Origin of the sequence: Kitasatospora sp. NPDC096140 (assembly GCF_040303045.1) — a bacterium.
In the GTDB taxonomy this organism is placed as follows: Bacteria; Actinomycetota; Actinomycetes; order Streptomycetales; family Streptomycetaceae; genus Kitasatospora.
This window is the reverse complement of the sequence record NZ_JBEOUW010000004.1, coordinates 306,972-315,288: the sequence shown is the minus strand read 5'-3', so window position 1 is coordinate 315,288 and position 8,317 is coordinate 306,972. Positions and strand designations below refer to the sequence as shown.

Here is an 8,317-nt window from a genome sequence, read left to right as displayed (position 1 = left end):
ACTGATCCACCCCGAAGGGCTTCACCGTTCGACTTGCATGTGTTAAGCACGCCGCCAGCGTTCGTCCTGAGCCAGGATCAAACTCTCCGTGAATGCTTTCCCGGCAGTACCCAATTAAGAGCGCCGGTCGACACCCGCGTTGAGCGGCACGGCAACCACCGGAATAGGGCGGCCCCGCGCACTGCGTCCTCGCTAGTGTTTATTTCAAAAGGAATCTCCAACCCCAGAACAATCTGAGGCCGGGGATGTCAACATATCTGGCGTTGACTTTTGGCACGCTGTTGAGTTCTCAAGGAACGGACGCTTCCTTCGGACCGCCTTCCAGCGGACCCTCCGGGCTTCGTTCTTTCGTGTTTCCAGCTTATCAGACGTTTTCCGCTCCGTTTTCCGGAGTTTCATTCATCCGATTCCCGCTGGCGGGATTTCCTGCAAACTTCGCTCCGAAGCTTATCAAAGCATTCGGTGTGCTCAGTCCGTGGGATTTGCTTCGTCGGAGGGCGCGCATTTCGTGAAACGCGCTCGCCTCGATTCGGCGGTGTCGTAGACACTAACGCCCGGGCCCGACCGTTGTCCAGTCAGTCCCAACCGTTCAAACCTACTAGCCCACCCTCACCACGTCAATGGTTTGGCCGGATGAGGGAAGAGTAGCAGCTCAGAGGGGTGTTGATCACGCGGCTCAGGCCGCGACAGGCTGCAGGTCGGCCCGGTCGGCCGCGTCCACATCGCCGAACTCGCCGTCCTCGGCGGCCTTTCGCCCCAGCACCAGCGCATAGAGGAGGAAGCCCACCTCCGCCAGGACACCGATGGCGATTCGTGCCCAGGTGGGCAGGCCGGACGGGGTCACGAAGGCTTCGAGGACGCCGGAGACCGCCAGCACGGTGGCCAGCCCCATCGACATCCCGATGATCGAGCGGCCCTGTTCGGCGAGGGCCACGGCACGCGTGCGCGGACCGGGATCGATGACGGTCCAGCCCAGGCGCAGGCCCAGGCCGCCGGCCACGAACACCGCGGTCAGTTCCAGCAGGCCGTGCGGGATGAGCAGACCGAGGAATACGTCGAGGCGCCCGGCGGAGGCCATCAGCCCGACGCCGATGCCGAGGTTCACCACGTTGGTCCACATCACGTAGACCACCGGAATGCCCAGCGCGATCCCGTAGAGCAGGCACTGCACGGCGATCCAGGCGTTGTTCGTCCAGACCTGCGCGGCGAAGGAGCTGGCCGGCCGGTCCGAGTAGTAGGCCTCGTACTGTCCGCCGGGGCGGGTCAGCTCCCGCAGGCGGTCGGGGGCGACGAGGCTGTTGCGGACCTCCGGGTGGGTGGCCATCCACCAGGCGAGCAGTACGGTGCCGAGCAGCGAGAGGACCGCGACCGGCACCCACCAGCGGCGCGCGCGGTAGAGGGCGGCCGGGAAGCTCACCGTGTAGTAGCGGGCGACGTCCTGCCAGCCGTTGGTGCGGGAGCCGGTCACCGCGCTGCGGGCGCGCGAGACCAGGCCGGTCAGGCGGCTCAGCACGGCCGGGTCGGGCGCGGCGGCCTGGACCTTGGCGAGGTGGCCGGTGGTGCGCTGGTAGAGGGTGACCAGTTCGTCCGCCTCCTCGCCGCTGAGCCGGCGCCGGCGGGCGAGAGCGTCCAGCCGTGCCCACTCCCCCTGGTGGGTGGCGACGAAGACGTCCAGGTCCATTCGGCGGCTCCATGATCGGCGGTGGGCGCGGACGTGCGTGCGCGGGCGGGTACGGACGGACACGTGCGGCCCAGCATGCCAGCAGCGCCCCGGGCGACCGCCCCCGGGGATCTCACTTCCCGCGCGCCCGCCGGGCCCCGTATGTTGGCGACTGCGGATCAGACTGCGGAGAGCGGGGCGTGGGGGGCCGGTCCGGGCCGATTCCCTCCACAGCGCTGCCGCCCCCGGCGGTCCCGGGTCCCCAAGGGCGAGCCGCAGGGGCTCCAAGAGCGTGAACGGACAGGTGTCTTGAGCGACCTGGTGACGGGTGAGGCGGTCGTCCTCGGCCTGCAGACGGCGAAGCTGCCGAGTCGGGCACTGGCGATCGTGCTCGACCTGCTCGTGGAGTTCGCCGCCCTGCTGGTGGTCACGCTGCTGCTGAGCGTCGCGCTGGTCGGCCTCGACGGCGCTGCCCTGGCAGCGACCGTGATCGGCATGATGGTGTTCTTCCTGGTCGCCGTCCCGGTGATGGTCGAGACCCTCAGCCACGGGCGCTCGCTGGGCAAGGCCGCGCTCGGCCTGCGGGTGGTGCGCACCGACGGTGGCCCGGTGCGGTTCCGGCACTCGCTGGTGCGCGGGCTGGTCGGGTTCTTCGAGCTGATCGCGCTGTCCGGCTCCCCGGCCGTGATCACCTCGGCGGTGAACTCGGAGGGCAGGCGGCTCGGCGACATCTTCGCCGGGACGGTGGTCGTCCGGGAACGCACCCCGGGCGCGGGCGGCTCCGCCACCCCGCTGCCGCCGGTGCACCCGCACCTGCTCCAGACGATGGGCCCCGAGCTGGTCGCGATGGACTTCTCGGCCGTTCCGGAGCCGCTCTGGCTCGCCGTGCGCCAACTGCTCGGCCGGATCGGCCAGTTGGACCCTGCGGTGATGAACCGGATGACCGCCCGGCTGGCCGAGGACCTGTCCGCCCGGATCGGCCACCCCGTTCCCCCGGGGCTGCACCCGGCGGCGTACCTCGGCGCGGTGCTCACCGAGCGCCAGCGGCGGGAGTGGACGCGCGCCCAGCAGCAGCTGTGGGCGGCCGGGCCGGTGCCCCCGCAGGTCCCGGCGCCCCGCCCGGCTTCCGGACCGGTGCCCGGCACCGCCGACGGACGGCCGCTCCGGGTCCTCGGCGTACCGAGCGCCCCCGCGCCGACCTCCCCGGTGCCCACGGCACCGGTACCCATGGCACCGGCGCCCGTGCCGGCCGCCCCCGCCCCCGCCCCGGTCGCGCCGGCCGTCCCGTCCTTCGACAAGCCCGCCGCCGGCACCGGCTTCGCCCCGCCCTCCTGAGCCACGGGCCCGCCCCAGCCGCGGCCCGGCCCGGCCACCGGCGGTCCCGCGGCCCGCTACTCCTCGTCCTCCCCCACCCGCCAGGCGTTCGGCGGCGACTCCAGCTCCTCCAGCTCGATCCCGCCCGCCGCCAGCACCACGTCCCCCGCCAGGTGGACGACCTGCTGCTCCCCCGTCTCCAGGTCCGCGACCTGGTACCGCTCGACGAGCAGCGGCCCCGAGTCCGTCTCGTGGGTGTCGACGCCCTCCAGCAACCACCCCTGGTCGAGCGTGCGCGGCGCCAGGACCGGTTCGGTGAACGCCACCAGCCGCACCCGCGCGCTCGCCCCCTCCCGCAGCCGCAGCAGCCGGGCGGTGGCGACCAGGAAGCCGGGCGAACGGCCGGTGAAGGCGTGCGCCCGGTCGTGCCCCTCCGCCGCGTGCTCGCCGCCCGGGTCCGCCGGGTCGGTCCGCACCCAGGCCACCCCGTCCACCGCGCCGCCACGCACCTGCCAGCCCCCGGCCCGCAGCTCCATCCGCAGCGGCCGGGCCCGCGAGTCCAGCGTGAGGTCGACGCCGCCGATCACCCGGCCGTCCGGCGCGTAGGTCTTGGACACGTACCGCCACCCGGCCGCCCCGGGAGCGCAGCTGAAACGCTCCTCGCCGAGCAGGACGTGGTCGTGGGTGTCGTGGAGCGAGTACCGGCCATTGGGCATGCCCGAAAGACTACGTGCGCGTTCCGGGTCCGACTCACGTGCAACGTTCCGCGGTGCCCCGCGCATTAGGGGGGTGGACGGCACCGGATCGGTGCCGCCGCCACTACGAGAGGGGGTGCAGATGGCGAAGCAGACGCGCGACGCGGAGTTCACGGAGTACGTGGCCTCCAGGAGCGGCTGGCTGCGGAAGGTCGCCTATCTGCTGTGCGGGGACTGGCACCGGGCCGACGACCTGGTCCAGGAGACGATCACCAAGCTGTACGTGAACTGGGCGCGGGCCGCACGGATGGAGAACCGGGACGGCTACGCCCGCCGGGTCCTGGTGAACACGTTCCTGGCCGAGCAGCGCTCCCCGTGGTGGCGCCGCACCGTCCGCTCGGAGGCCGACCCGGACGCGGTGGCCGGCGGCGTCGACCTGGACGCCTCCCTCGACCTGCGCCGGGCGCTCGCCGCGCTCCCGCCCCGCCAGCGGGCCACGGTGGTGCTCCGCTACTACTGCGACCTGTCGATCGAGCAGGCCGCCGAGGCCCTGGGCTGCTCCTCCGGGAACGTCAAGAGCCAGAGCTCCCGTGCGCTGGACACCCTCCGCAGCAGGCTCACCGCCCGTCCCGCCGTCGCCGAGAGGATGTCATGACCACCACGGATCCCCACGACCTGGCCAACCGTCTGGCGGCGCTGGCCGACGAACCGGCTCCGCCTCCGGGTTTCGACGCCGGCCGCTCCCTGGCCGAGGGCGCGACGCGGCTTCGCCGGCGCAGGCTGGCCGTGCTCGGCAGCGTCGCGGGCGCGACGGCCGCGGTGGTGGCCGGCGCCGCCCTCCTGCTTCCGGGCTCCGGCACCGCCGCACCCGTGCTGCCCGCCGGACCCGCGGTGGCCACCACCGCGCCCCCGACGCTCGTGCCGTCACCGACCGCCGCACCGACCCGGACCGGGGCCGACCCGCTGACCCCTGAGCTCCGGTTCGGTTGGCTGCCGGAGTGGGCCGACGGTGACAACGGTGTCGGGTACCAATCCGCCTTCCACGGGTTCGATTTGGAGGCGAACGGCCGGGGCGGGAACGCCCCGCGGCTGCAGCTCAGGCTGTACCCGGCCGGGGCGCGGCCCTCGATGACCGGGACGCCCGGAAGCACGGTCCGGGCGGAGGAGGCCGAGCCGGTCGACGGCCGGAGCGCCTACTGGGTGGTATCCGACGCGCCGCCGTACGACCACCAGCCCACCCTGCGGTGGCTGACGCCCTCGGGCCGCTGGGCGGAGCTCGCGGGCACCGACGGCCGGCCCGCCGACATCGCCCGGGAGGTCCTGCACAAGGTGGCCGCCGGGGTCCGGTACGGCACGTGGGACGTCCCGCTGCCGGTGCGGATCACCGGACTGCCCGCGGCGTTCGAGGTCACCAACGTCCAGCTGGCGCGTCCGGACGCGAACGCCAAGGTCCCCTGGAGCATGTGGCTGATGCTGGAGGCGGAGGGCAAAACCGTCTGGTTGTCCGTGAAGCCGTCCGTCGCCGGGTCAACGGCGTCGCCGACCGGGAAGGACGGGTCGCCGATCACCGGCCCGTGCTCCGCGGACAACGGGGTGCAGGTGTGCGTCGGAGCCGGGGCCGAGCTGCCGCCCTCGCTGGCGCAGCTCGGCGGGCTGCCGTGGCTGCTCGCCCACACCAAAGCCCTCGGCCCGGACCCGAGCACCTGGACCTCCGACGTGATCGTCCGCTGAACGAGCCGAACGCCGGTGGCCGGCACCCCCGGGCGGGGGTGCCGGCCACCGGCGTCAGAGCGTCAGCGACACCGCATCAGTAGCGGTACTGCTCCGGCTTGTACGGGCCCTCGACCGGAACGCCGATGTAGTCGGCCTGGTCCTTGGTCAGGGTGGTCAGCTTCACGCCCAGCGCGTCGAGGTGCAGGCGCGCGACCTTCTCGTCCAGGTGCTTCGGCAGCACGTAGACGCCGATCGGGTACTGCTCGGTCTTCGTGAACAGCTCGATCTGGGCGATCGTCTGGTTGGCGAAGGAGTTGGACATCACGAAGGACGGGTGGCCGGTCGCGTTGCCCAGGTTCAGCAGGCGGCCCTCGGACAGCATGATGATGGTGTGGCCGTCGGCGAAGCGCCACTCGTGGACCTGCGGCTTGACCTCGGTCTTCACGATGCCGGGCAGCTTCGCCAGGCCGGCGATGTCGATCTCGTTGTCGAAGTGGCCGATGTTGCCGACGATCGCCTGGTGCTTCATCTTCTCCATGTGCGAGGCAAGGATGATGTCCTTGTTGCCCGTGGTGGTGATGAAGATGTCCGCGATCGAGACGACGTCCTCCAGGGTGGTGACCTGGTAGCCGTCCATCGCCGCCTGCAGCGCGCAGATCGGGTCGATCTCGGTGATGATCACGCGGGCGCCCTGGCCGCGCAGCGACTCGGCGCAGCCCTTGCCCACGTCGCCGTAGCCGGCGACGACGGCGACCTTGCCGCCGATCAGCACGTCGGTGGCGCGGTTGATGCCGTCGATCAGCGAGTGGCGGCAGCCGTACTTGTTGTCGAACTTCGACTTGGTGACGGCGTCGTTGACGTTGATCGCCGGGAACAGCAGCTGGCCGTCACGGTGCATCTCGTACAGGCGGTGGACACCGGTGGTGGTCTCCTCGGTCACGCCCTTGATGGTGGCGGCGACCTCGGTCCACTTGTTCGGGGTGTCCTTCAGGGTGCGGTTCAGCAGCTCCAGGATGATCCGGAACTCGTCGTTGTCCGCGGTGGACGGGTCCGGCGCGGCACCGGCCTTCTCGAACTCGACGCCCTTGTGGATCAGCAGGGTGGCGTCGCCGCCGTCGTCCAGGATCATGTTCGGGGTCTTGCCGTCGGGCCAGGTCAGCGCCTGCTCGGTGCACCACCAGTACTCGTCCAGGGTCTCGCCCTTCCAGGCGAAGACCGGGATGCCCTGCGGGTTCTCCGGGGTGCCCTCCGGGCCGACGGCGATGGCGGCGGCCGCGTGGTCCTGGGTGGAGAAGATGTTGCAGGAGCACCAGCGGACCTCGGCACCGAGCGCCGTCAGGGTCTCGATCAGCACGGCGGTCTGGATCGTCATGTGCAGCGAGCCGGTGATGCGCGCGCCGGCCAGCGGCTTCGACTCGGCGTACTCCGCGCGGATCGCCATCAGACCGGGCATCTCGTGCTCGGCCAGCTGGATCTCCTTGCGGCCGAACGGCGCCAGGGAAAGGTCGGCGACCTTGAAGTCACCGGTGATGTCGGTCGACATGCGTCTGCTCCTCGCTGATGGGGGTGGGGCCGAAGGTCCGGATGTGCATCGCGCATGGCAGGCCGTACGGGTGCACGGCCACGCCGGGACCACCGGATCCCCGCGGTGGCGGACCGGCTCCCTGCGCAGCACAAACCGTCGGAGGACCTCTCTCCCTCGACCGGCGCACACCCTACGGGGGCGGGCCGCCGATCGACCGCCATCAGCAGCGACGTTCTGGCTCTGGTGACGAATCTACACCGCCGGCCCCATGAGCCGTCTGCCGATGACCGATTTCGGCCCCCGATCCGACCGGGTCTCAAGCCCGGCCCCAGGGCCTCGGCGAGGCCTCCGGTCGCCCGGGGCCGAAGCCCCGGCCCGGCCCGTCAGTGGCCCGTCAGTGCGAGGCCTCCGGGCCCGGCCCGCCGGGCGTGGCGGCCGGGTCCTCGCCCGCCGCGGCCTTCTCGGCGCTGTAGACGTCGGGCTCCAGGTAGATCGCCCGCGCGATCGGGACGGCCGCCCGGACCCGCTCCTCCGCCGCGTCGATCGCCTCCGCCACCCGGGCGGCGCTGTCCTCGGCGTTGACGGCGATCTTGGCGGCGATCAGCAGCTCCTCCGGGCCGAGGTGCATGGTCCGCATGTGGATCACCCCGGTGACGGACCGGCCGTCCACCAGCGCCTCGCGGATCCGTCGCACCGAGTCCTTGTCGGCGGACTCGCCGAGCAGCAGCGACTTGGTCTCCAGGGCGAGCACCACGGCGATCACCACCAGCAGGACGCCGATGCACAGGGTGCCGATGCCGTCCCAGACGCCGTCACCGGTGATCACCGTGAGCGAGACGCCGAGCAGCGCGAGCACCAGGCCGATCAGCGCGCCGGTGTCCTCCAGCAGCACCACCGGCAGTTCCGGCGCCTTGGCGGTGCGGATGAACTGGGTCCAGCTCTGCCGGCCCTTGAGCTTCGCCGACTCGCGCATCGCGGTGAGGAAGGACCAGCCCTCCATCGCGATCGCGAAGATCAGCACGCCGACCGCCCAGACCCAGGAGTCGAGCGCCTCGGGGTGGTTGACCTTGTGCCAGCCCTCGTAGATCGCGAAGAGACCACCGACGCTGAACAGCACGATCGCCACCAGGAAGGCGTACACGTAGCGCTCGCGGCCGTACCCGAAGGGGTGCTCCTCGTCCGCCTCCCGGCGCGCCCGCTTGCTGCCGACCAGCAGCAGCACCTGGTTGCCGGAGTCGGCCACCGAGTGCACGCCCTCGGCCAGCATCGACGAGGAACCGGTGAAGCCGAAGGCGGTGAACTTGGCCGCCGCGATCGCCAGATTCGCGGACAGCGCCGCCACCAGTGCCTTGGTGCCGCCTTCGGTACTCATGCCTGAATGTCCTTCACGGGTTCGGGTCAGCGTCCTCG

At 71.5% G+C, this 8,317-nt stretch carries 7 protein-coding genes and 1 rRNA gene; 3 read left to right on the top strand and 5 right to left on the bottom strand.

All coding sequences use genetic code 11. The features are described from left to right. Together ABT048_RS06160 and ABT048_RS06155 are read right to left on the bottom strand one after the other, a co-directional pair. Positions 1–93 (bottom strand): 16S ribosomal RNA (locus tag ABT048_RS06160); the annotation flags it as partial. A gap of 583 nt (positions 94–676) precedes the next feature. Continuing rightward, on the bottom strand, positions 677–1,681 hold the full coding sequence (locus ABT048_RS06155) for a stage II sporulation protein M (protein WP_350520091.1): 1,005 nt from the start codon (positions 1,679–1,681) through the stop codon (positions 677–679). A gap of 288 nt (positions 1,682–1,969) precedes the next feature. On the opposite strand from ABT048_RS06155, the gene ABT048_RS06150 reads away from it, so the two are divergent. Beyond that, positions 1,970–2,995, top strand: coding sequence for an RDD family protein (locus tag ABT048_RS06150; RefSeq protein ID WP_350520090.1), 1,026 nt, complete (start codon positions 1,970–1,972; stop codon positions 2,993–2,995). Positions 2,996–3,051: 56 nt separating this feature from the next. Here the strand turns inward: ABT048_RS06150 and ABT048_RS06145 are convergent, their stop codons facing one another. After that, positions 3,052–3,690 carry a hypothetical protein gene (locus tag ABT048_RS06145; RefSeq protein WP_350520089.1) on the bottom strand — a complete coding sequence of 213 codons (639 nt, stop codon included), beginning with the start codon at positions 3,688–3,690 and terminating at the stop codon, positions 3,052–3,054. Between the two features lie 121 nt (positions 3,691–3,811). Between ABT048_RS06145 and ABT048_RS06140 the strand changes: the two genes are divergently transcribed. Continuing rightward, positions 3,812–4,324 carry a SigE family RNA polymerase sigma factor gene (locus ABT048_RS06140; RefSeq protein WP_350520088.1) on the top strand — a complete coding sequence of 171 codons (513 nt, stop codon included), beginning with the start codon at positions 3,812–3,814 and terminating at the stop codon, positions 4,322–4,324. Continuing rightward, the gene (locus tag ABT048_RS06135) at positions 4,321–5,400 is read left to right on the top strand and encodes a hypothetical protein (RefSeq protein WP_350520087.1); all 1,080 of its coding nucleotides are present in this window, start codon (positions 4,321–4,323) and stop codon (positions 5,398–5,400) included. The genes ABT048_RS06140 and ABT048_RS06135 overlap by 4 nt, the downstream gene beginning before the upstream one ends. 76 nt (positions 5,401–5,476) lie before the next feature. Here ABT048_RS06135 and ahcY read toward each other — a convergent pair whose 3' ends face one another. Next, on the bottom strand, positions 5,477–6,925 hold the full coding sequence (gene ahcY, locus ABT048_RS06130) for an adenosylhomocysteinase (protein WP_350520086.1): 1,449 nt from the start codon (positions 6,923–6,925) through the stop codon (positions 5,477–5,479). 376 nt (positions 6,926–7,301) lie between these two features. Next, complete coding sequence (locus tag ABT048_RS06125; protein ID WP_350520085.1) at positions 7,302–8,279, bottom strand: cation diffusion facilitator family transporter; 978 nt, start codon at positions 8,277–8,279, stop codon at positions 7,302–7,304. Positions 8,280–8,317 lie beyond the last annotated feature (38 nt).